Origin of the sequence: Georgenia wutianyii, assembly GCF_006349365.1 — a bacterium.
Taxonomy (GTDB): Bacteria; Actinomycetota; Actinomycetes; order Actinomycetales; family Actinomycetaceae; genus Oceanitalea; species Oceanitalea wutianyii.
Map to the genome: position 1 here is coordinate 1,513,101 of NZ_CP040899.1, position 21,678 is coordinate 1,534,778.

Sequence of the window (21,678 nt, forward strand, 5' to 3'; positions counted from 1 at the left end):
CCGAGCGCGGCGACGGGCTGTCGGGCGCGTGCACGGGCGACGAGACCCCCAGGGGTGTCGAGACCGCGCGGATGAGTGCGGTCGTTTTCCTCAGTTCGCGGGGGTTCGCCCGATATGGGTGAGCGACAGCACGGGGAGTCCTCAACTATGGTGCCATTGTGACGATTGGTGCCGGTGAGGCCCTTGTGGCGTCAGCGGTACCGCCACCCACTCCCATTGGACGTCGTGCTCCCATGTCTCTGCTCAGGTCCTTCGGCCCGGTCCTCCTCGTCTCGACACTGTCGGTCGGTGGGCTCCTCCCGGCGGCGGCGCAGACGGCGAGCGGCCCCGAGGAGCCGGTGAGCGTCATCGCGCTCACCGCCGAGGACGGCGCGCTCACGCCCCTGGCCGACGACGGTCTCGAGGCCCTCGCCGCCACGCCCGCCGCCGCAGCGGGCCGCTCGTCCGTCGGCACGGACGCCGCTGCAGCGCAGTCCGGTGTCCCCGCGGGCGTCGCCGTGCTCACCGCCCCGATCGCCACGAGCGAGTTCTACGTCGCCGGCGTCACCTGGGACGGCGCGGACGCGATGCCGGCGGACGCCGCCGTGTTCATCCGGGTGATGGAGGACGGGCAGTGGCAGGAGTGGGCCGAGCTCGAGGTCGAGGGCGCGACGGACGAGCCGGGCGCCGTCGGAGGGACCGAGCCGTACATCGCGGCCGCCGCGGAGGCGGTCCAGGTGCAGATCACCGGGCAGGCCGAGTCGCTGCCCCCGAACATCCGCCTCAGCCTCACCCCGGAGTGGCCGGGGGACGAGGAGGTCGTCCTCGCCGAGGACGCCCCGGCGGCCGCGGTGGCGCCCACGACGGAGCCCGTCGCGCCCGCTGCCGCCGCGGCACTGTCCTACGAGCAGCCCGCTGCCCGGACGGCGGCCACGACCGCGAGCACGACGAGCGCTGACGTCGCCGAGGAGTCCGCGCTCATGACCTCCGCGGTGGCCACGGCGAGCCTGACGCCGAGCGTCGTCAGCCGCTCCGGGTGGGGCGCCGACGAGTCGAAGATGACGTGGACGCCCAAGCCCGTCGCGCTCAAGGCCGCGATCGTCCACCACACCGCCGGCACCAACAGCTACACCCAGAGCCAGAGCGCGAGCATCGTGCGCGGCATCTACAACTACCACGCGGTCAGCCGCGGCTGGGGCGACATCGGCTACAACTTCCTCGTCGACCGGTGGGGCCGGGTGTACGAGGGACGCAAGGGCAGCCTCACCGCCGCGACCGGGACGATGCCAGTCGGCGCCCACGCCGCCCCGTTCAACACCGGCAGCGTCGGCCTCAGCGTCATGGGTGACTACACGACGACCGGCGTGCCCGCGGCCGCGATGAACGCCCTCGCCGACGTCGTCGCCTGGCAGTTCGGCCCCGCCGGGCTCAGCGCGACGGAGGCGTCCGGGATGATCTCGCCCGGCACCTCTGCCCGCCCCCAGGGCCAGAACCTCGGCAGGGTCTTCGCCCACCGCGACGTCTCGGCCACCGCCTGCCCGGGCGACGACATCTACTCGCGCATGGGCTGGCTCGCCCGCGCCGCCGACGCCCGCATCGCGGCCGCCGGGCCGCAGCTGCCGAGCACCCCGACCACGCCGGCCCCCGAGCCCGTCCCGGCCGCGGGCCACGTCTACCTCAACAACGGGTGGGGCCCCGTCGCGGACGTCGAGTACCCGTTCGGCGTCGAGGGTGCCCGGGTGGTCGTCGGGGACTGGGACGGGGACGGCACCGACACCCTCGGGACGCGCAGCGGCAACGTCTTCAGCGTCTACAACGAGAACGCCCCCGACGCGCCCGCGTGGACGATCGCCTACGGGCGGGCGGACGACGAGGTCTTCATCGGGGACTGGGACGGTGACGGCAAGGACTCCATCGCGGTGCGCCGCGGGGCGACCTTCTACATCAAGAACAAGGTGCTCGGCGGGGCGGCCGACCACGAGTTCGTCTACGGCCGCCCGGGCGACGAGGTCTTCGTCGGGGACTGGAACGCCGACGGCAAGGACACCTTCGCGGTCCGTCGCGGCGCGATCCTCCACGTGAAGAACAACGTCGCCGGCGGGCCGGCCGACCATGTCATCGCGTACGGGAAGCCGGGCGACACCATGCTCGTCGGCGACTGGGACGGTGACGGCGTGGACTCCTTCGCGGTGCGCCGGGGCGCGGTCTACCACGTGAAGAACCGCATCGCGACGGGCCCGGCCGACCTCGTCATCCCCTACGGCCGGGAGAACGACGCCGTCCTCGTCGGCGACTGGAACGGCGACCGGACCGACACCCTCGGGGTCTACCGCCCGAGCCAGTAGGGTTCGCGACATGCCCCGGGTCGAGGTCGTCGAGTACTCCGCGCAGCGCCCGGCGCTGCCGGGCGACCCGGTCGGCGACGCGCTCGTCCTGCCCGGCCGCGGCTACGGCATCGACCACCCGCTCCTGTCGTGGACGCTGCGGATGCTCCACGAGCAGGGCTGGTGGTGCACGACCGTGCGCTGGTCGGTCGACGACGTCGAGCCGGCAGCGGCGACGCCGTTCGTCGAGGGTGTCGCCGCGGACCTCTACGCGCGGCGGCGGGCCGCCGGCACCACGCTCGTCGTCGCCAAGTCCCTCGGCACTCTCGCCGCGGGCTGGGCAGCGCGCCACGCGCTCCCCGGCGTCTGGCTCACCCCTCTGCTCGGGCGCCCCGAGGTGGCGCAGTCGCTCGCCGGCTACCCCGCCCCCGCGCTGCTCGTCGGCGGCACCCGCGACCGGTTCTGGGACCCGGACGTGGCGGCCCGCTCGGCCGTCGACGTCCTCGAGCTGCCGGAGGCCGACCACAGCCTCCTCCTGCCCGGCCCCTGGGAGGAGTCCCACGACCTCGAGCGGACGGTCCTCGCCGTCGTCGCGGCCTTCGCCGAGCGCGTCCTGCGGCCCGACGCCTGAGCTCAGCGACGGGGCAGGGCGTCGTCGTCGTCCGCGAAGGCGTGCGGAGCGAAGGCGCGCACCTCCTCGGTCGTGGCCGTCAGCCTCGGGTCGTTGTCGAGGTACCGCTTGGTCTCGCGGGCGACGAGCCCGGAGAGGAGGAGCAGGCCGATGAGGTTGGGGATCGCCATGAGACCGTTCATGACGTCGGAGAAGTTCCACACCGCATCGAGGGAGACGGTGCACCCGAGGTAGACGACCACCGAGAAGATGATCCGGTAGGGCATGACGCCGCCGCGACCCACGAGCCGCTCGACGCACCGCTCGCCGTAGTAGGCCCAGCCGAGGATGGTCGAGGACGCGAACATCACCAGCGCGATCGTCACGACGTAGTGGCCCCACCCGCCGGGCAGGCCGCTGGCGAAGGCGGTGCCGGTCATCGTCGCGGCGTTGTCCTCGCCGAGGTCCCAGGCGCCCGTCGTGATGATGACCAGGCCGGTGCAGGACACGACGATGATCGTGTCGATGAAGGTCTGCGTCATCGACACGAGGCCCTGGCGCACCGGGTGGGAGGTCTTGGCGGCGGCGGCGGCGATGGCGGCCGAGCCCATGCCGGACTCGTTGGAGAACATGCCGCGGGCGGCGCCGAGCTGCACCGCGATGATGATCGTCGAGCCGATGAACCCGCCGGTCGCGGCCGTGCCCGTGAAGGCGTCGGTGAACACGAGCGCGAGAGCGGCAGGCAGCTCGGTGACGTTCGTCGCGAGGATGAACAGCGCGCCGGCGACGTAGAAGACGATCATGACCGGCACGAAGCCGGCCGTCACCCGCCCGATCGACTTGATGCCGCCGACGAGCACGAGGAGCGCGAAGAGGCTGAGCACGAGGCCGGTGACCCAGGGCTCGATCCCGAAGGAGCGGTCGAGGTTCGTGGCGATCGAGTTGCCCTGCGCTATGTTGCCGATGCCGAAGGAGGCGATGATCGCGGCGATCGTGAAGAACAGGGCGAGGATCGCGCCGAGCGGCCCGCGGATGCCGCGCCGGAGGTAGTACTGCGGGCCGCCGGACTTCTCCCCGGCGGCGTCGGTGCGCCGGTAGTACACGCCGAGGAACGCCTCGGTGTACTTCGAGGCCATGCCGACCAGGCCGGTCACCCACATCCAGAACAGCGCGCCGGGACCGCCGATCGCGATGGCCGTCGCGACACCGACGATGTTGCCGGTGCCGACGGTCGCCGCCAGCGCCGTCGTCAGCGCCTGGAACTGGGAGACGTCGCCGTCCTCGGCGCCCTCGTCGCGCCGGGTGATCAGGCCCAGCCGCAGCGCCACCCCGAGCTTGCGGAACTGCAGCCCGCGCAGCCGCACGGTGAGGACGAGGCCGACGCCGAAGAGGAGCGGGATGAGGACGAACGGTCCCCACACCACTGCCGACACGTCCTCGAAGAAGTCGGCCACCGCCGTCATGATGTCGTCCATCGCTACCCCCAGGTCTGCATCCGCCGGTCGAGGGGACACTGTGCCACGGACGGTCCCGGACCCCGCGGGGTACGCGCCGGATGTCGCGGATCGGTGGCGGGGCTCTCTCAGAGGACGGCGAGCAGGCCGCGCACGAGCGTCGTCGTCGCCCCGACCGTCACGAGGGCGACGGCGGTGCGCCGGGCCGTCCGGGCGCTCACCCGGCGGGCCACCCACCCGCCGAGCACGACGCCGAGCGGCACGCTCGCGACGGCGGCGAGCACGAGCGGCCACCCCGGCAGCGCGTCCGGCCCGCTCGTCGCCCCGACCGCCCACTTCGTCAGCAGCGAGACGGCGCCCATCGTGAGGAAGATCGGCTGGAGGGTGGCGGCGAAGGCGCGCTGGGACCAGCTCGTCGCGTGGGCGTACAGGAGCACGGCCGGACCGCCCACCCCGACCGCAGTGTTGAGGAACCCCCCGGTCACCCCGGCGACCGGCGCCGCGAGGCGGCCCAGGTCCGGCAGTCGCCAGGAGAAGGCGATCGGGGCGAGGGCGAGGAGGAGGGCGCCGCCGATGACGACCTCGAGCCACCCGGCGTCCGTCGCCCGGACGACGAGCGCCGCGGGCACCGAGCCGACGACGATCGCCGGGGCGATCCGCACGAACCGGCGCCAGTCGATGTCGCGGCGCATGACGAGGGTGAGGGCGAGGGCCGAGGCCACGGTCGTGACGTTCGTGAGCATGACGCCCGCCACCGGCCCGACGAGCAGGACGAAGGTGGGGGAGACGACGAGCCCGGTGCCCATCCCGCTCGTGCGCTGGAGGACCCCGCCGAGCACGACGGCGCCGAGCACCGCCGCGAGCACACCGGGATCCACGCCGGCCATCCTGCGGCATCGGGGCCGCGCGGCGGGGAGGCGCGCCTAACCGGCGGCGCGCTCCTGGGCGCTGCGCACGCGCGCGGCGTCGATGCGCTCCTGGTCCCCGGCCGAGCGGCGCAGCGGCGGGATGATCTCGTCGTCGGGACCTGTGTCTTCGGAGTCTTTCGTTCTCGCCGACTACGGCGACCTACCGCTGCCTGCGCGGCTTCGCCCGCCCGAAGGCCCAGGACTACCCGGGGCCTGTTCTCTCACGTTAGCTAGCGAAGCCCATGTCGCGAGCGATTAGTCGAATAATTGCATTGCGGTGTTCGTCGACCAGGGCCCGGACATCTACCGAGGCGGGGCCGACGCCATCCGCAAGGAGAATCAAAGGAGAGCCTGCGAGTTTGTCTATGTGCTGCCCTAGCTCCTTGTTGCCCATTGCCTCTGCGAGAATGGCGTAGCGACGCAACTCTGGCGTTAGTTCGTCGCTGGCATCCATGACCGCCTTGACTTCAGTCGCCATTGACGGCTCGCTCAGGGCTCCCCTGTAAAGGATGTACAAGTACATGTTGTAAACGAAGTCATGCACCACTCCAAGAGCGTCAATATAGATCTTCTCGCGGATGCGACGTGCCTCGCGCCTAGACTCTCCGTGCTGGCGTAGTCGCTCCGCCACGACTTGCCCACCCGCACCGATGATTCCGCCGATGACGACACCGGCAAGGCCGTAGAGCGCTGGGTCCATGGTTGGAGACTGCCGACGGGAGCACTAGCCGCTAGCGCCGCACCGCGTGGCCGATCGTCCGGCAGGATCTGTGCAACGGACTGAGCCTTTGCTGGTCGTGTCCTGTCGCCTGGGCGGCCAGCCCAGGGCGCCCACGGATCGGGGCTCCGATCGTCGGGAGCAGCATTAGGGTAGAGGTTCCTCCAGAGGAGGATTCACCGAGTATTGGAAGTGCCTGACGTCGTCAAACGCCCTGTCCGTAAAGTAACTGGGCGGGTGCCGGTGATACCTGGACTCGGAAACCAGCAGTACTGCGTAGATGCGGGCCTCTCCGACCTCGCGCTCGGTGACTGTCCACTCGTAGTCGAGCGATAGCCCGTCGTGCATTTCCCATTCTACGCTGCCGACCCCCAGTTCGATCGGGCGCGACAAGTACCAAGTGACTTGTTTTCCTCGCGCGCTAACTGCGCGGCCACGAAACCTGAGTACTTGTCCGACTTCGAGTCGGGGCGCCCGGACGATCGTGCCGGACTCATCGATGCTGCCTGCCGAGCCCAGTGAGTCGACGACCCGTTCGATAGACGGATAATAGCGTGCCGCAGGGTTCCCTGCAGTGCCGTACAGAGAAAGCTGGTTACTTAGGTGTTGCGCCACCCCGGATAGGAGGTCTTCCTCATAAGGGACTAGATCTCGGCTGTGGGCGATCGAGTTGCGTACATCATCGACTAGCCCGAAGTATGTCTCCGTCCGCTTTTTGTCGTCAAATATGGGTTTGAATAACTCCCATGAGTTCAACACGATCCGCGTGAGATGATATGTCTCGACGTATTCGAGAAGGTCCTGCGATGTCAGAACCCCGTCTCTGCGTTTCTCCTCTTCCGCTCGCTTGGCAGTCAAACTCTCGCGAGTGGGAGCCCCCTTGGTGTCGAGCCAATCTTCGCCGTCGAAGACGCGATGGATAGCCGCACGGAGGACTGATTCGATGGAGCGGAGTGCGGCGGTGGGATCCATGCATCGGCACGCTAGCAGCGGAGTCGGGCGCCTAGCCGGCGGCGCGCTCCCGGCTGCGCACCCGCGCGGCGTCGATGCGCTCCTGGTCCCCGGCCGAGCGGCGCAGCGGCGGGATGATCTCGTCGTCGGGCGTGATGATGACGAGGTCGTTGTCCATGTGGTCGGCCATGGCGTGGACCGCGTCGATGAAGTCGCCGCGCCGCACGGCGTCGACGATGCGCTCGTGCTCGGCCTGCATGGTGCGGGCGTCGCTCGCGTGGGTGAGCCGCTCGACGTGGCCCGGGGTGGCGAGGCGCTCGTTGATCCCGGCGTACAGCGAGGCGAGCAGCCGGTTCCTCGCCGCGTCGAACAGCAGGTAGTGGAAGCGCGCGGCGAGCCGCGCCGTGCCCTCCGCGCTGCCGAAGGCGGGGCAGTGGGAGCGCGCGACGTGCTCGGCGACGGCGGCCTCGAGCGCCGCGACGTCCTCCGGGGTGCGGTGGAGCGCCGCCTGCTGGGCGGCCTCGACCTCCAGCGCCCGCCGGTAGCTGAGCAGCTCCTCCAGGGTGTAGGCGGTGAGGAACTCGGTGAGGACGGCGCTCGTCGGGGTGCTCGAGCGGACGAACGTGCCGCGTCCGGGCAGCGTCTCGAGCATGCCGATGCTCGCCAGGGAGCGCACCGCCTCGCGGATCGTCGAGCGGCCGACGCCGAGCGTCTCGGCGAGCTCGGGCTCGATGGGGATGCGGGCGCCCACCTCCCACTCCCCGGTGGTGATCTGCCGGCGCAGGTAGGCCAGCGTCGTGCGCGCCCGCTCGGTGCCGTTCGTCGTCGTCGCCATGGTTCTCCCGCGCTCGCCGGTCCGCGTCAGTGTAGGCCGCGCCCCGCTCAGCGGGTCAGCCACTCGGCGATCGCGGCGCGACCCTCGACCGTGCTCGTCAGCCCGAGCGCCTGGACCTGCTTGCCCTCGAGGAGCAGCGGCTCGTGCTCGGTGAGCGCCGCCAGCCGGGCGACGGCCGGGGTGTCGAGCAGCGGACGGAAGATCGCGTCGCCCGAGCCGTTCATGTCGATGAGGAGGATGCGGTCCGGCTCCGCGGCGATGACCTGCTCGGCGGTGATCGGCCCGGAGCGCACCATGCCGAGGTCCGCGCTGGCGTCCACCGCGCCGGCCAGGCGCAGCAGCTCGAGCGGGAACGCGCCACCGGCGGTGACGAAGGGCCGCCCGGCCTGGTTGCTGAGGACGAGGACGCGCGGACCGTCCGCGGAGGACTCGTCGACGAGCCCCGCCGCGAGCTCCTCGGTGAGCGCCGCGGCCGCGTCCTCGGTGCCCAGGGCCTGGCCGACGAGGTCGATGTTCGTCGTCATGTCCTCGACGCTCGCCCACGTGTTGGGCAGGACGAGGACGGGGATCCCGGCGCCCTCGAGCACCTGGCCGACCCCGGCCTCCAGGCCGTGCCGGTCGTTGAGCACGACGAGGTCGGGCTGGGCGGCGATGACCGCCTCGACGTCCACGCTGCTCTCGCTCGTGATGTGGTGCTCGACGGCGGCCATCTCGCCGGGGTGGTCGGACAGCACGGGGTTCGCCGCCGCCTCGGGCACCATGACGAGCCGGTCGGCGGCGCCGAGCTCGGCGACGACGGCGGCGGTCTCGTAGGTGAGCGCCGCGACCCGCTCGGGCCGGCGCTCGAGGACGACCTCGTCCGCCGCCAGCTCGCGGCCGGCGGGGACCTCGACGGTGCGCGGGAACGCGGCGTCGTCGGTCGTCGCCGCCGGGGCGGGGGCCCCGGAGGTCGTGGGGGAGGAGCAGGCCGCGAGGGTGAGGACGGCGGCGACGGTGGTGAGGAGACGGGGGCGCATGGAGCGGCCTCTCAGGGACGTGCCGCGGCGGGGCCGGGGCGGGTGAGGGTGGCGGGCGTCGGGTCGGACGGCCGCACGAGGCTGAGGGTGGGGGAGCCGCCGGGGGAGTCGAAGACCTCGGCGGTGACCCCGTAGACGCGGTGGATGAGCTCGGGGGTGATGACGTCGGCCGGCGTCCCGAAGGTCACGGTGCCTCCCGCGACCACGGCCACCTGGTCCGCCCAGCGCAGCGCCTGGGTGAGGTCGTGCATGGTGACGACGACGATGTGGCCGTCCGTGGCGTGCCGGCGCAGCACGTGCATGACCGTGAGCTGGTGGCCCAGGTCGAGGGCCGAGGTGGGCTCGTCGAGGAGCATGACGGGGGCGTGCTGGGCGACGACACGCGCCACCTGGACGAGCTGGCGCTCACCGCCGGACAGACGCGCGTAGCTGCGGTCGGCGAGGTGGGCGACGTCGAGGCGCTCCAGGGCGGCCGCCGTGCGCACGTCGACCGGCCCGGCGGCCGGGGTGGCCCGCGCGCCGACGGCGACGACGTCGCGTACCCGCAGCTCGTTCGGGGCGTAGCTGTCCTGCGTCATGTAGGCGAGCACCTCGGCCAGCCGGCGTGGGCGCAGGCGGTGGAGGTCGGCCTCCCCGTAGCGCGCGGTGCCGCTGGACGTGACGCCGCTGCCGACGATGGCGGACAGCAGGCTCGACTTGCCCGCGCCGTTGGGGCCGACGAGCCCGAGCAGCGTCCCCGGCGGCAGGGCGGCGCTCACCGGCTCGAACAGGGGCCGGCCGCGGTGGGCGACGAGACGGTCGAGGACGAGGTCGGTCATGCGGTCCGCCGGGACAGGAGCAGGGCGAGGAACACCGGGGCGCCGACGACGGCGCTCACCGCACCGGTCTGGACGACCGCCGTCGTGGAGACCGCCCGGGCGGCGGTGTCGGCGAGGACGAGGAACAGCGAGCCGCAGACGACCGAGATGGGCAGCAGCAGGGAGTGCTTGGCGCCGATGACGAGCCGCACGGCGTGGGGCACGACGAGCCCGACGAAGCTGATGACCCCGGAGACCGCGACGGCCGCACCGGTGACGAGCGAGGCGACCAGCAGGAGGACGAGGCGGGTGCGGTGGACGTCGTAGCCGGAGGTGGCCGCGACGTCGTCGCCGAGGAGCAGGGCGTCCAGCGCCCGGGTGCGGGTGAGGAGGAGCGCGAGGCCCAGCACGATGGGCACGACCGCCATCGCCGCGTGGTTCCACGTCCGCAGCTCGAGGTCACCGGCGAGCCAGAAGACCGCGCCGCGGGCGAGTGCGTCGTCCTTGGCGTTGGCGACGAGCACGGAGATCACCGCGCCGGCGAAGGCGTTGATCGACACGCCGACGAGGATGAGGGTGTAGGTGCTCGCCCCGCGGTTCGCGTGGAGCACCGCCTGGAGGGCGAGCGCCACGGCCAGGCTCCCGGCGAACGCGGCGAGCGGCACACCCCACTGGAGCGACCCGCCCAGGCCGAGGGTGATCCCGGCGACGGCGCCCACGGCGGCGCCGGAGGACACGCCCGTGACGCCCGGGTCGGCGAGCGGGTTGCGGAACACCGCCTGCATGACGACGCCGACCCCGGCCAGCGCCCCGCCGACGAGGACGGCGACGACGATCCGGGGCAGCCGGATCGACCACACGACCGTGCTCACCTGGGAGGAGTCGGGGGCCACGAGGGCGGCGCGCACCGCCTCGAGGGGGTCCAGGCGCAGCGTGCCGAGGCCGACGCTGAGGAGGACGGCGAGGACGAGCGCGAGAGCGGCTGCGCCACCGAGCCACAGCGCCCTGCGCGAGCGTCGCCGGGGGAGGACCGGGTGCGCCGTCGTCGTCGTGTGTGACGGGCTGTCCAGCTGGGTCATCGAGGTCCTCGGGCGGGGGGAGGGAACGGTCCAACCTGGCACATCGACTTCATCAGATCAAGTTCTTCGTCAGATGTTACGGTGAGCGCATCCCCGTCCCCCGGTTCCTGGAGCCCACCGATGCCCGCGCCCTCCGTCACTCCCTACGACGCCCTCCTCGTGTGCTCCTTCGGAGGGCCGAACGCCACCGAGGACGTCGTGCCCTTCCTGCGCAACGTCGTGCGCGGCAAGGGGGTCCCGGAGGAGCGGCTGGAGCAGGTGGGCGAGCACTACTTCGCCTTCGGCGGGCGCAGCCCGATCAACGAGCAGAACCTCGCGCTGCGCGCCGCGCTCTCCGGGGAGCTGCAGCGGCGGGGGCTCGACCTCCCCGTGCTCTGGGGCAACCGCAACTGGCACCCCTACACGGTCGACACGCTGCGCGACGCGCACGCCTTCGGCGCGCGGCGCATCATCGTCCTCGTCACCAGCGCCTACGCCTCGTACTCCGGCAGCCGCCAGTACCGCGAGCACCTCGCCGCCGCCGTCGCCGAGCTCGACGCCGAGACGGGCGGCGCCGGCCTGGAGATCGACATCATCCGGCCCTTCTTCAACGACCCCGGCTTCGTCGACGCCAACACCGCCGCCGTCCTGCGCGCCGTCGAGGAGCTCCCCGCCGGTGAGGGCCTGCACATCGCCTACGTCACCCACTCCATCCCCGACACCATGCAGGACGCCTCGGCCGTCACCGGCCCGGGCTACCGCGAGCAGCACGAGGACGTCCGCAGCGTCATCGACGCCGCCCTGCGCGAGCGCGGGCTGGAGGTCACCTCCTCGCTGTCCTACTGCTCGCGCTCGGGCGACCCCCGCACGCCGTGGCTGGAGCCCGACGTCAACGACCACCTCGCCGAGCTCGCCGAGTCCGGCGTCCGCCGCGTCGTCATCGCGCCGATCGGGTTCATCTCCGACCACATGGAGGTGGCCTGGGACCTCGACACCGAGGCGATGGAGACCGCGCGCGAGCTCGGCCTGCACGCCGCCCGCGCGGCCACGGCCGGCGTCGCGCCGGAGTTCGTCGGCGGGATCGTCGACCTCGTGCTCGAGCGTGCGGCGCGTGAGCGTGGGGAGGACCCGGAGGTCGTCGTGCGCGGCGACCTGCCCGCCTTCCCCGACGTCGCCCCTCCCGGGAGCTGCCGCATGCGCCACGGCGAGGTCACCGGCATCCCCGTCCTCGCCGGCCCCGCCGACTGACCCCGCCCCCGCTCGACCCACCCAACCCCCAGCCCCAGCCCCCCCAGCCCCACCCCCCACCCCCCACCCCCTCTCCCGCGAGAGCCGACTTCCGCTCGACAGCCGACTTCTGTGCGGGACCGGACCTCACCACCACCCACCTGCCGAGGAGCGCCCTCCATGTCCGACCAGCCCACCAGCGCCTACGTGATGTACAGCGTCTTCCGTGCGGTCCTGCCGCTCCCGGAGGACGACGCCGCCCGCGGCGCGATGGTCAGCGAGGCGCTCGAGTCGGTGGAGTCGGTGCCCGGCCTCACCGTGCGCGGCTGGTACGACGTCGCGGGCTTCCGCGCCGACGCCGACGTCATGGTGTGGTGGTGGGCCGAGGACGTCGAGGCGGTGCAGGAGGCCTACCACCGGCTGCTCGCCAGCCGCCTCGGTGCGGTCCTCGAGCCGGTGTGGTCCCAGGTGGGCACCCACCGCGAGGCGGAGTTCAACCGCTCCCACCTGCCCTCGTTCATCATGGGCGAGGAGCCGCGCGGCTACCTGTGCGTCTACCCGTTCGTCCGCAGCTACGAGTGGTACCTCCTGCCGCCCGAGGAGCGCAGCACGATGCTGCGCGAGCACGGGCTGGCCGCCCGCGACTACGGGGACGTCCGCGCGAACACGATCTCCTCGTTCGCGCTCGGGGACTACGAGTGGCTGCTCGGCTTCGAGGCCGACGACCTCGGCCGGATCGTCGACCTCATGCGCGAGCTGCGCAACACCGAGGCGCGCCGCCACGTCCGTGAGGAGGTCCCGTTCTTCACCGGGCCGCGCCGCGAGCTCGGCGACCTCATCGACCGCCTCCCGCGGGGCTAGCACCGCACTCGTCGGTGGGTGGGGCGTGGGTGCTTGACCGACCGTCGAACGCGTGTTCGACTTGACGGGTGCGGTGGGACGGGCAGGACATCACGGAGGACGACGGCGCGGCGCTGCCCGGGCTGCGGCGGATGGCCGGGCTGCTGCGCACCGTGCGCACGCCGGAGTTCGCCGGCATCACCTTCCACGAGGTGGCCGCGCGCTCGGTCCTCAACCGCGTGCCCGAGGGCTCGCGGATGCCGTTCCGCTGGACGGTCAACCCGTTCCGCGGGTGCAGCCACGCCTGCGTCTACTGCTTCGCCCGCGCCACCCACCGGTACCTCGACCTCGACACCGGCGCGGACTTCGACTCCCAGATCATCGTCAAGGTCAACGCCGCGGAGGTGCTGCGCCGGGAGCTGGCCAAGCCGTCGTGGGCCCGCGAGCAGGTGGCGCTGGGCACGAACACCGACCCCTACCAGCGGGCCGAGGGCCGCTACCGCCTCATGCCCGGGATCATCCAGGCCCTCGCGGAGTCCGGGACACCGCTCTCGATCCTCACCAAGGGCACCCTCCTGCGCCGTGACCTCCCGCTCCTGCGCGAGGCCGCCGGCCAGGTGCCGGTGTCCCTCGGGGTCTCCCTCGCCTTCGCCGACGAGGAGCTCCAGCAGCTCGTCGAGCCCGGCACCCCGACCCCGCGCGCCCGCCTCGACCTCGTCCGCGCGATCCGCGACGCCGGCCTGGAGTGCCACGTCATGGTCGCGCCCGTCCTGCCCTGGCTCACCGACTCGCGCGAGCACCTCGACGCGCTCCTCGGCGCCGTCGCGGACGCCGGGGCGACGTCGGCCACCGTCTTCGCCGCGCACCTGCGCCCCGGGGTGCGGGACTGGTACCTCCAGTGGCTCCGGCAGCACCGGCCCGCGCTCGTCGCCGACTATCGGCGGCTGTACGGCCGCGGCTCCTACGTCCCCACCGAGTACCGCACCTGGCTCGCCGAACGGGCCCGGCCGCTCCTGCGCGCGCACGGGCTGGACCGACCCTCGGCCCTACGCCTGCCGGACGACAGCGCCCCCGCCGAGCCCGCAGCGCCGGCGCCCGCGCCGCCCGCCCAGGCGGCGCTCTTCTGACTCAGGCGTCGGCGGTGAGCGGGGGCAGGGTCTCCCCGCGCGCCTCGGCGAGCGACATCCGGTAGCGGCGCCCGCGGTCCCACGGCCGCGTCCAGCCGAGCTCGTCGAAGACTCCGTCGAGCAGGTTGCCGGTGAACCCCCAGACCCACCCGCCGCTCACGGCGAACCCCGCGCTGCCGTGACCGCGGATCGTCACGGTCGCGCGGCACGCGGGGTCGAGCAGCCCGCCGACGGGCAGGCGCAGGGTGTGGAGCACCTCCCCGGGCTCGACGTCGTCCTGCCCGGTCGCGTCGCCGCACCACCCGACGACGGGCGTGACGACGAACCGGCTGATCGGCACGGCGACCGGCGCCAGCAGCCCGAGGACCTCGACCCGGTCGGCGGCGAGGCCGATCTCCTCGTGCGCCTCGCGCAGCGCGGTCTGCGCGGGGCCGGCGTCCTGCGCGTCGGCGCGGCCGCCCGGGAGGGCGATCTGGCCGGGGTGGTGGCGCAGCAGCGGCGAGCGCTGGACGAGGAACAGGTCCAGACCCGGGAAGCCGGAGCCGGGCGCCGTCGTCGGGGTGAAGAGGAGGAGGACCGCGGCGGGCCGGTAGTCGCCCTGCGTCCGCGGGTCGAACCGGTGCACCTCGGCGGGGGGCCCGAGCCCACCCGCGGCGGCCCGTGCGACGAGCCGGTCGAGGTCCGCGCGCGCCGTCGCCTGATCCCGGTCCACGGCGTCACCATAGGTCACCGCGGCCGCCCGGTGAGCCACGCCTCGTCGACGGCGAGGACCTGGTCGTCCGCCGGGCCGGGGTTCCCGCGGAAGGTGTTGGAGGTGAGGATCCACAGCCGCCCGTCCGGGGCCACCGCGACGGTGCGCAGGCGGCCGTACTCGCCCTCGAGGAGCCGCGTCGGCTCCCCGCCGTCGAGCGGCACCCGCCACAGCGACTCCCCGCGCAGGGCGGCGACCCAGACGGCGTCGTCGGTCACCGCGAGCCCGCTCGGGGAGGCGTCGGCCGGGCGCCAGGTGACGAGCGGGTCGGTGAACCGCGCGTCGCCGCCGTCACCCTCGACCTGCGGCCACCCGTAGTTGGCGCCCGGCTCGACGGCGTTGAGCTCGTCCCACGTGTCCTGCCCGAACTCCGAGGCGAACATCCGACCGTCGGCGTCCCACCCCAGCCCCTGGACGTTGCGGTGCCCGAGCGACCACACGGGCGAGCCCTCCTGCGGGTTCCCGGGCGCGGGCGCGCCGTCCTCGTCGACCCGCAGGATCTTGCCCCCGAGCGAGTCCGGGTCCTGGGACGTCGAGGGCTGGGCGGCGTCGCCGGTCGCGACGTAGAGGTGACCGTCCGGCCCGAACTCGATCCGCCCACCGGAGTGGTAGGTCTCGCGCGGGATGCCCTCGAGGACGACGACGTCGGGCCGCAGCTCCTCACCCTCGAGCACCATGCGCAGCACCCGGTTGTCGGTGGCGGTCGTGAGGTAGACGAAGACGCGGCCGTTGCCGGCGAAGCCGGGGGAGACGGCGATGCCGAGGAGGCCCGACTCGTCGTCCGCGTCGACGCCGGCCACTGTGGCGAGCTCGCGCGGCTCCTCGCCGGGCACGAGGTGGAGCACCCGGGCGGTGCGCCGCTCGGTGACGAGCGCCGAGCCGTCGGGCAGGAAGGCCAGGCCCCAGGGGACGTCGAGGCCGGTGGCGACGACCTCCGGCTCCCGCGGCGCTGCGGTGCTCGGGCTCGCCGTGGGCGCGGCCGTCGGCTCGCGCGTCGCGGCCGTCCCCGTGGCGGGCGGTGTCGGCGCGGGTGTCTCGTCCGGCCCGGCGCCGCACGCGGCGAGGACGACGACGGCGAGGAGCCCTGCCGTCGTCGTCCTCGCCCTGCGGAACGCGTCAGAAGACGGGCTTGCCACCGGTGACACCGAGGACCGTGCCCGAGACGTAGCTCGCGTCGTCGCTGGCGAGGAAGACGAAGGCCGGGGCGACCTCGACCGGGTGCCCGGCCCGCCCGAGCGGGGTGTCCGCCCCGAAGGACTCCAGCGACTCGGCCGGCTTGGTGGACGGCTGCAGCGGGGTCCAGATCGGGCCCGGCGCCACCGCGTTGACGCGGATCCCCTTCGGGCCGAGGTCGGAGGCGAGGTTGACGGTGGCGTTGTTGATCGCCGCCTTGGTCGACGCGTAGTCCAGCAGGGTGTCGGAGGGCTGGAAGGCCTGGATCGAGGTGCAGTTGATGACGCTCGAGCCGGGCGCCAGGTCCTCGAGCAGCGCCCTGGTCAGCCAGAAGACGGGGAAGACGTTCGTCTCGAAGGTCTGGCGCAGCTGGGCGTCGCTGACGTCGGCGAGGGAGTCCTGCGCCATCTGGAAGCCCGAGTTGTTCACCAGGACGTCGATCCCGCCGAGGCCCTCGACGGCGGCCCGGGCGAGGGCGATGTTCGCCTCCTCGGTGCGCTGGTCGGTGGGGACGAGCACGCAGCGGCGCCCGGCGGCCTCGACGTGCCGGCGCGTCTCCTCGGCGTCGTCCTGCTCAACCTCGAGGTAGGAGATCGCGACGTCGGCGCCCTCCTTGGCGAAGGCGATCGCCGTCGCCCGGCCGATGCCGGAGTCGCCGCCGGTGATGAGGGCACGCTTGCCCTCGAGGCGGCCGCGGCCGACGTAGCTCGTCTCGCCGTGGTCGGGCACCGGGTCGAGCTGGTCCGTCCGGCCGGGCCACTGCTGGCTCTGCCTGGGGAAGTCCTTCATGGCGTCGGTGTCGATGTCCATGCGATCCATCCTTCGGGCGGGCGACGGATCGCGCATCCGGAGCGGTGCCGTACGCTGCCCGGCCATGGAGCCGTTCACCCTGCACGACGGGGACCTCACCCTCAGCGTCCCCACCCCCGAGGACGTCGACCGCGTGACCGAGGTCTGCCAGGACCCCGAGGTCCAGCGGTGGACCATCGTGCCCTCGCCCTACGGGCGCCAGGACGCGGTGGACTTCGTCGACGGGTTCGTCGCCGGCGGCTGGGCGCGGGGCGACAACTTCACGTGGGCGATGCGCCGCGGCGGGCGACTGGTCGGCATGGTGGGCGTCTCCCGCTCCGCGGGGAGCGGGGAGATCGGGTACTGGACCGCACCGGAGGCCCGCGGCGCCGGGCTGACCACCCGCGCCGTCGGGCTCGTGCTCGACGCCGCCTTCGGCCCGCTCGGGATGGAGCGCGTGGAGTGGCGCGCCCACGTGGGCAACTGGCCCTCCTGGCGGGTGGTGTGGCGCCACGGGTTCCGCCGCGAGGGGCAGGTCCGCGGGGACGGGGTGCACGGCGCAAAGCGCGTCGACCAGTGGATCGGCACGCTCCTGCGCGACGACCCGCGCGAGCCGGCGACCCCGTGGGACGGACCGGACCCGGTCACCGGCGTCGTGCCCGCAGACGTCACGGGCCGCGACCCCGACGCGCTCGTCCGGCAGTTCCACGAGCACTTCGGCGTGCCGGTCGCCCGCGACGCGCCCTCGGTGGACCGGGAGCGCGTCCACCTGCGCATGGCACTCGTGGCGGAGGAGCTCGCCGAGCTCGTCACGGCCGTGTACGGCGAGACGGCGGGGGAGGCGGTCGCCGCCGGCTTCACCCGCGCGGTGGCCGCCGACGACGGCGCGCGGGACACCGTCGCCGCCGCCGACGCGCTCGCCGACCTCGTTTACGTCCTGTACGGCATGGCCCAGGAGTGCGGAATCCCGCTGCCCGCCGTGCTCGCCGAGGTCCACGCGGCGAACCTCTCCAAGCTCGGCCCGGACGGCGCCGCGCTGCTCCGCGAGGACGGCAAGGTGCTCAAGGGCGAGGCGTACCGCGCCCCCGACGTCGCCGCCGTGCTCGCCCGCGCCCAGCGCTGAGCGCGCGCGGGCCGGCGCGCTGTCCGCGGGCGACCGTCGCGCGAAACCTGCCACCAACCGGGCGACACGCCGACGACACGCCGGGCGGAAGCGCTCTCCGGGCCCGCCCGGACGCACGTCGTGGCAGGTTCCGGCGCGCGGCCACCCTGACAAGGCGGAGGACGCACCGCGACGGGATCTGGGCCAGGGGAGGTCGGCGGCGGGTGAAGAATGGGCCCATGACTCCGGACGTCCCCACCCTGACCGCGGACAACCCCTTCGCGGCGCCCTCGACCCTGCCCTACGAGCTGCCCGACTTCGCCGCGATCCGGCACGAGCACCTGCGCCCGGCGATGCTCGCCGGCCTCGCCGAGCAGCGCGCCGAGTGGGAGGCCATCGCCACCGACCCGGCGGCACCGGACGTCGCCAACACCCTCGAGGCCCTCGAGCGCTCGGGTGGCCTGCTGCGCCGGGCGACCGCCGTCCTGGACACCTACACCTCCTCCCGCGCCGACGACGCGCTGCGTGCACTCGAGGCCGAGCTCGCCCCGCTCCGCTCGGCCCACCGCGACGCGCTCTACCTCGACCGGCGCATCTTCGCCCGGCTCGAGGCCCTCGCCGAGCAGGACCTCGACGGGGAGACCGCCTGGCTGCTGCACACCTACCGCAAGGACTTCGTCCGCGCGGGCGTCCGGCTGGGCGACGAGAAGCAGGAGCAGCTGCGCTCGCTCAACTCCCGCCTCACCGTGCTGGAGACCGAGTTCGCCCAGCGCGTGGTCAAGGCGCTCGACGCCGGCGCCCTCCACCTGCGCGACGCGGAGCGCCTCACCGGGCTGAGCGAGGACACCGTCGCCGGGCTCGCCCAGGCGGCGACCGACCGCGGCACCGACGGCTACCTCATCACCCTCCAGCTGCCCTCCCAGCAGGCGCTGCTCGCCCAGCTCACCGACCGGGAGCTGCGCCGCGAGCTGTACACCGCCTCGGTCATGCGGGGCACCGGCGTCGACGCCGAGAGCGACACCCGCGCCACCCTGCTCGAGATCGCCCGGCTGCGCGCCGAGCGCGCCCGGCTGCTCGGCTACGAGCACCACGCCGCCTACGTCGCCGAGGACGGCACGGCCGGCACGACGGCGGCCGTCAACGAGATGCTCGGCCGCCTCGCGGCGCCCGCCGTCGCCAACGCGCAGGCCGAGGCCACCGACCTCGCCGAGGTCCACGGCGGCCCGATCGAGGCCTGGGACTGGTCCTACCTCGCGGAGAAGGTGCGCCAGGAGCGCTTCAGCATCGACGACTCCGTGCTGCGCCCCTACCTCGAGCTCGAGCGGGTGCTGCGCGACGGGGTCTTCCACGCCGCTCGCCGCCTCTACGGCATCACGCTCACCGAGCGGCCCGAGCTCGCCGGGTACGCCGACGGCGTGCGCGTGTGGGAGGTCGCGGAGGAGGACGGCACCCCGCTCGGGCTGTTCGTCGGCGACTACTACGCGCGCGAGGGCAAGCACGGCGGCGCTTGGATGCACAACCTCGTCGACCAGTCCCACCTCCTGGGGCAGCGGCCGGTCGTCGTCAACAACCTCAACCTCACCCGGCCCGCGCCGGGCGAGCCGACCCTGCTCACCTGGGACGAGGTCATCACGGCCTTCCACGAGTTCGGCCACGCCCTGCACGGCCTGTTCTCGAACGTGCGATACCCGTCCCTGTCTGGGGCGAACGTGCCGCGCGACTTCGTCGAGTACCCCTCGCAGGTCAACGAGATGTGGGCGCGTGACCCGGAGGTCCTGGCCCGCTACGCCCGTCACCACGAGACGGGCGAGCCGCTGCCCGAGGAGCTGCTCACCGCCCTGCTCGGCTCGGCCCAGTACGGCGAGGGCTTCGCGACCACCGAGTACCTCGGCGCCGCGCTGCTGGACCAGGCGTGGCACCAGGTCGGGCCGCACGACCTGCCCACCTCGGCCGAGGACGTCGAGGACTTCTCCGCCCGCGCGCTGGAGCAGGCCGGGATCGCCCACCCGCTCGTGCCGCCGCGCTACCGCTCGACGTACTTCAACCACACCTTCGGCGGCGGCTACGACGCTGGCTACTACTCCTACATCTGGAGCGAGGTGCTCGACGCCGACACGGTCGAGTGGTTCTCCACCGATGCTCCGAAGGAGGAGGACGGGCGCCCCGGCCGCGCCGCCGGGCAGCGCTTCCGTGAGGTGCTCCTCTCGCGCGGGCACAGCGCCGACCCGCTGGACTTCTACCGGGAGCTGCGCGGCCGCGACGCCGACATCCGTCCGCTCCTCGTGCGGCGCGGTCTCACCGGCTGAGGCGCGAGGCCGTGGTGGGGGTGCTGCCCGCGGGGTAGCGTGACGGCATGGCCGGGCAGCTCCAGCGGTATCGCCAGATCGCCCAGGTCCTCGCCCGCCACGGCTTGCACGCGGTCGGCGTGCGTGCCGGCCTGGGTCGCTGGCTCCCGCACGGCTCCGGCGCCCTCTCCGGTGACGACCTCCGTCCCGAGCTCCTCGTCGAGACCTTCGAGGAGCTCGGGACGACGTTCATCAAGCTCGGCCAGCTCATCTCCACCCGCCCCGACCTCTTCCCGCAGGCGTACTGCGACGCCTTCGCCCGGCTCACCGACGGCACGGCGCCCGTGCCCTTCGAGGAGATGGACGCTGCGGTGCGGGAGGACTTCGGCGCCTCGGTGGACGACCTCTACGCGTGGTTCGACCGCACCGCGCTCGCCAGCGCCTCGATCGGCCAGGCCCACCGGGCCCGGCTGTACGACGGGCGGCGGGTCGTGGTGAAGATCCGCAAGCCCGGGGTGGTCGAGGAGGTCCACAACGACCTCGAGATCATGCGCAACCTCGCCGGGCACCTGGCGCGCAGCAGCCAGGCCCTCGCCGACGTCGACGTCGTCGGCGTCGTGGACGAGTTCTCCCGGTCGCTGCGTGCCGAGCTCGACTACCTCGGTGAGGCGCGTGCCTGCGAGCAGTTCGCCCACAACCTCGCCGACACGCCCGGGGTCCACGTGCCGTGGGTCGAGTGGCCGCTCACCACCTCCCGGGTCCTCACCATGGAGGAGCTCTCGGGCCTGCGCATCGACGACGCCCCCGCCCTCGACGCGGCCGGTATCGACCGGCCCGAGCTCGCCCACCGGGCGGTCGCGGTGCTCATGCGGATGGTGTTCGAGGACGGCTTCTTCCACGCCGACCCGCACGCCGGCAACCTCTTCGTCGAGCCCGACGGGACCATCGGGATCATCGACTTCGGGATGGTCGGGCGGGTCGGCAAGCCCATGCGCCGCCAGCTCTCCCGGCTCATCCTCGCGCTCTACGCCCAGGACACCGAGGCGCTGACGACGGCGCTCATCGAGATCGCCCCGCCACGCGGCGGGCTGGACCGCGGCGTGCTGCGGACCGACGTCGGGCGTCTCACCGGGTGGTTCGACGGGCGGGCGCTGGCCGACATCCAGGTCGACGCCGTCGCCGACGAGCTGCTGGGGATCGTCCGCCGCCACCGGCTGGCGCTGCCGCCCGAGGTGGTCCGGCTGCTGCGGATGCTCGTGATCGTCGACGGCCTCGGGCGCCGCATCGACCCCGGCCTGGACCTCACCGAGGTGCTCCACCGCTACGCGGGGCGCCTCGTCGCCGAGCAGCTGCGCCCCCGGGAGGTGGCCGGACGCGTGCGGGACGCCACGCTCATGGCCGCCGAGCTCGGGCTCGACCTGCCGGGGTACGCCCGGCGCCTGCTCCAGCGCCTGGACATGGGCGGGGTCGACGTCAACATCCGCGCGAGCGAGCTGGAGCCGCTCGTCGACCGCCTCGAGCGCACCGGGGACCGGGTCGTCGCCGCCCTCGTCGTGGCGGCGATGATCACCGGGGGCACGAACGTCCTCGTCGCCTACCGTGACCGCCTCGGACGGTTCGCCGGGCCGCTGGTCGCCGGGGGCGGCGCCGGCCTCACCCTCGGCAGCGCCTATCTCGCGTGGACGAGCCGCCCGCGCCGGCCGCGCACCCCGGGGGCCTAGCCCCGCGTTAGGG

Annotated in this window: 19 protein-coding genes; 8 read left to right on the forward strand and 11 right to left on the reverse strand. The window is 73.3% G+C overall.

The genetic code is table 11. The features are described 5' to 3' along the window. Positions 1–233 precede the first annotated feature (233 nt). Positions 234–2,324, forward strand: coding sequence for a peptidoglycan recognition protein family protein (locus FE251_RS06725; protein WP_139948333.1), 2,091 nt, complete (start codon positions 234–236; stop codon positions 2,322–2,324). Positions 2,325–2,334: 10 nt separating this feature from the next. Then, on the forward strand, positions 2,335–2,934 hold the full coding sequence (locus tag FE251_RS06730) for a hypothetical protein (RefSeq protein ID WP_139948334.1): 600 nt from the start codon (positions 2,335–2,337) through the stop codon (positions 2,932–2,934). Positions 2,935–2,936: 2 nt separating this feature from the next. Here FE251_RS06730 and FE251_RS06735 read toward each other — a convergent pair whose 3' ends face one another. The 8 genes from FE251_RS06735 to FE251_RS06770 form a co-directional block, all read right to left on the reverse strand. Then, positions 2,937–4,388, reverse strand: a complete 1,452-nt coding sequence (locus FE251_RS06735; RefSeq protein WP_230976573.1) for an alanine/glycine:cation symporter family protein — start codon at positions 4,386–4,388, stop codon at positions 2,937–2,939. Between the two features lie 107 nt (positions 4,389–4,495). Next, positions 4,496–5,254 carry a sulfite exporter TauE/SafE family protein gene (locus tag FE251_RS06740; protein WP_139073261.1) on the reverse strand — a complete coding sequence of 253 codons (759 nt, stop codon included), beginning with the start codon at positions 5,252–5,254 and terminating at the stop codon, positions 4,496–4,498. 247 nt (positions 5,255–5,501) lie between these two features. Further along, on the reverse strand, positions 5,502–5,975 hold the full coding sequence (locus FE251_RS06745) for a hypothetical protein (protein WP_139948335.1): 474 nt from the start codon (positions 5,973–5,975) through the stop codon (positions 5,502–5,504). A 165-nt stretch (positions 5,976–6,140) separates the two neighbouring features. Next, positions 6,141–6,965 (reverse strand): hypothetical protein, encoded by an 825-nt coding sequence (locus FE251_RS06750; RefSeq protein ID WP_139948336.1) that lies wholly within the window; start codon positions 6,963–6,965, stop codon positions 6,141–6,143. A 31-nt stretch (positions 6,966–6,996) separates the two neighbouring features. Further along, positions 6,997–7,779, reverse strand: coding sequence for a FadR/GntR family transcriptional regulator (locus FE251_RS06755; RefSeq protein ID WP_139948337.1), 783 nt, complete (start codon positions 7,777–7,779; stop codon positions 6,997–6,999). A 47-nt stretch (positions 7,780–7,826) separates the two neighbouring features. Next, complete coding sequence (locus FE251_RS06760) at positions 7,827–8,795, reverse strand: ABC transporter substrate-binding protein (RefSeq protein ID WP_139073259.1); 969 nt, start codon at positions 8,793–8,795, stop codon at positions 7,827–7,829. 11 nt (positions 8,796–8,806) lie between these two features. Then, positions 8,807–9,613 carry an ABC transporter ATP-binding protein gene (locus tag FE251_RS06765; RefSeq protein WP_139948338.1) on the reverse strand — a complete coding sequence of 269 codons (807 nt, stop codon included), beginning with the start codon at positions 9,611–9,613 and terminating at the stop codon, positions 8,807–8,809. Then, positions 9,610–10,671 (reverse strand): FecCD family ABC transporter permease, encoded by a 1,062-nt coding sequence (locus FE251_RS06770; RefSeq protein ID WP_139948339.1) that lies wholly within the window; start codon positions 10,669–10,671, stop codon positions 9,610–9,612. Before FE251_RS06770 ends, FE251_RS06765 begins: the two co-directional genes overlap by 4 nt. 120 nt (positions 10,672–10,791) lie before the next feature. Here FE251_RS06770 and FE251_RS06775 point away from each other — a divergent pair, with 120 nt between their 5' ends. The 3 genes from FE251_RS06775 (at position 10,792) to FE251_RS06785 (ending at position 13,844) form a co-directional block, all read left to right on the forward strand. After that, positions 10,792–11,898 (forward strand): ferrochelatase, encoded by a 1,107-nt coding sequence (locus FE251_RS06775; protein ID WP_139948340.1) that lies wholly within the window; start codon positions 10,792–10,794, stop codon positions 11,896–11,898. Between the two features lie 159 nt (positions 11,899–12,057). Then, positions 12,058–12,738 carry a hydrogen peroxide-dependent heme synthase gene (gene hemQ / locus FE251_RS06780; protein ID WP_139073255.1) on the forward strand — a complete coding sequence of 227 codons (681 nt, stop codon included), beginning with the start codon at positions 12,058–12,060 and terminating at the stop codon, positions 12,736–12,738. A 68-nt stretch (positions 12,739–12,806) separates the two neighbouring features. Further along, complete coding sequence (locus FE251_RS06785; protein ID WP_139073254.1) at positions 12,807–13,844, forward strand: Rv2578c family radical SAM protein; 1,038 nt, start codon at positions 12,807–12,809, stop codon at positions 13,842–13,844. A gap of 1 nt (position 13,845) precedes the next feature. Here the strand turns inward: FE251_RS06785 and FE251_RS06790 are convergent, their stop codons facing one another. The 3 genes from FE251_RS06790 to FE251_RS06800 are packed head-to-tail and all read right to left on the reverse strand — an operon-like array spanning position 13,846 to position 16,578. Next, positions 13,846–14,556, reverse strand: coding sequence for an NUDIX hydrolase (locus FE251_RS06790; protein ID WP_168202669.1), 711 nt, complete (start codon positions 14,554–14,556; stop codon positions 13,846–13,848). 14 nt (positions 14,557–14,570) lie between these two features. Then, complete coding sequence (locus FE251_RS06795; protein ID WP_176554765.1) at positions 14,571–15,731, reverse strand: PQQ-dependent sugar dehydrogenase; 1,161 nt, start codon at positions 15,729–15,731, stop codon at positions 14,571–14,573. After that, complete coding sequence (locus FE251_RS06800; protein ID WP_139073251.1) at positions 15,712–16,578, reverse strand: SDR family oxidoreductase; 867 nt, start codon at positions 16,576–16,578, stop codon at positions 15,712–15,714. The genes FE251_RS06795 and FE251_RS06800 overlap by 20 nt, the downstream gene beginning before the upstream one ends. 64 nt (positions 16,579–16,642) lie before the next feature. On the opposite strand from FE251_RS06800, the gene FE251_RS15820 reads away from it, so the two are divergent. The 3 genes from FE251_RS15820 to FE251_RS06815 all read left to right on the forward strand — a co-directional run bounded on the left by FE251_RS15820 (position 16,643) and on the right by FE251_RS06815 (position 21,665). After that, entirely contained in the window at positions 16,643–17,680 is a 1,038-nt protein-coding gene (locus FE251_RS15820; protein ID WP_139073250.1) for a bifunctional GNAT family N-acetyltransferase/nucleoside triphosphate pyrophosphohydrolase family protein, read from the forward strand. 218 nt (positions 17,681–17,898) lie between these two features. Next, complete coding sequence (locus tag FE251_RS06810; RefSeq protein WP_139073249.1) at positions 17,899–19,965, forward strand: M3 family metallopeptidase; 2,067 nt, start codon at positions 17,899–17,901, stop codon at positions 19,963–19,965. 47 nt (positions 19,966–20,012) lie between these two features. After that, a complete protein-coding gene (locus FE251_RS06815; protein WP_139073248.1) occupies positions 20,013–21,665 on the forward strand; it encodes an ABC1 kinase family protein in 1,653 nt (550 codons plus the stop codon). Positions 21,666–21,678 lie beyond the last annotated feature (13 nt).